Source organism: Tepidiforma sp. (assembly GCF_026419595.1).
In the GTDB taxonomy this organism is placed as follows: domain Bacteria; phylum Chloroflexota; class Dehalococcoidia; order Tepidiformales; family Tepidiformaceae; genus Tepidiforma.
Genome location: NZ_JANZZD010000067.1, coordinates 1 through 1,181 on the forward strand (window position 1 = coordinate 1; position 1,181 = coordinate 1,181).

Here is a 1,181-nt window from a genome sequence, read left to right on the forward strand (position 1 = left end):
ACGACGGCGACGACTTCGCTCCCCGGGCCGACGCGGCCGAGCCGGGCCCAGTCGAGGAGCGGCCCGAGGAGGGTCGCCGCGGCGAGGAGCGCGCCCGCGAGCGGCCAGCCGGCGCGGCGCCAGTCGGCGCTGCCCAGGGAGTCGACGAGCCACGCGAGGGCGCGGCCCGCGAGCGGCGCAGAGCTGGCAGTGAGCGACAGAACGGGGAGGGGGTCGCGGCTGCCGCCGGCGGCAATACACCAGGCGAGGCTTACGCCGAACCAGGCGGCGGCGAAGCGATCCATCGGGTCCCCGAAGAAGCCGGCCCGGTCGCGGGCGGCGCGGATGGCGAGGTAGCCGCCGGCGAGGACGGCCGGCCCCCAGGCGTAGAGCGCAACGAGGCGGCGCGTCGTCTCGGTCGACCAGTGTGCGTCGAAGCCCGCGGAGAAGAGGTCGAAGGGCGGCACCGTGATCCCCTGCCAGCCGGCCCCGAAGCCGAAGCTGGCGGCGAGGACGCCGAGGGCGGCCCCGGCGGCCGCGAATCCGGCTGCGGGCTGGCGCCAGTCCGCGCGGGGATGCGCGAGGGCTGCCGCGAGCAGCAGCGCGAGGGGAAGAGGCCCCGCCGTGGCAAGGAGAAACGCGGCGACGGCGATGACGGGCGGGCGGGGGCCGAGCACCGCCAGTGCTGCGAGAGTGCCGGCAACCAGCGGCAGGTCGAAGGCAATGACGGCGGCGGCCGGGCCGAAGGCGACCTGCAGGGGGTCGAACGCGAGGACGAGCAGCACCGCGATCGCGGCGGGTTCGCCGATGCGGCGACGGAGCAGGAACAGCGAGACGGGCACGGTTAGCGAAGCCGCGAGCGCGGCGAGCCGCGGTAGCGTCTCGCTGTCGTCGATGCGGAGCAGCAGCGCGGTGAGCGCCTGGAACAGCGTCGGCACGTAGCGGGCGTCGTCGATGCCGGCGCGGGCCTGCCATGCGCCGGAGAGCGACCAGAGTTCGAGGCCGCCGACGGGCAGCTTCACGAACGCCAGCAGCCGCATGGCGGCGTAGACGGCGGAGGCGGCCGTCCACGCGACCGCGGCGACGGTGATGCCCCGGGGGCCCGCTGGAGGGGAGGCGGCGGTCGTCGTCATGGCGGGCTGACCGGTTCATAGTGCGGCAGGCGGTAGATACGGTAACGGCCAGATTCGAAGACCCGGTCG

1 pseudogene is annotated in these 1,181 nt (G+C 75.4%); it reads right to left on the minus strand.

What is annotated here, in order from left to right:
- Positions 1-1,112 (minus strand): annotated as a pseudogene (locus N2041_RS14325) (hypothetical protein); the annotation flags it as partial.
- Positions 1,113-1,181: the final 69 nt, after the last annotated feature.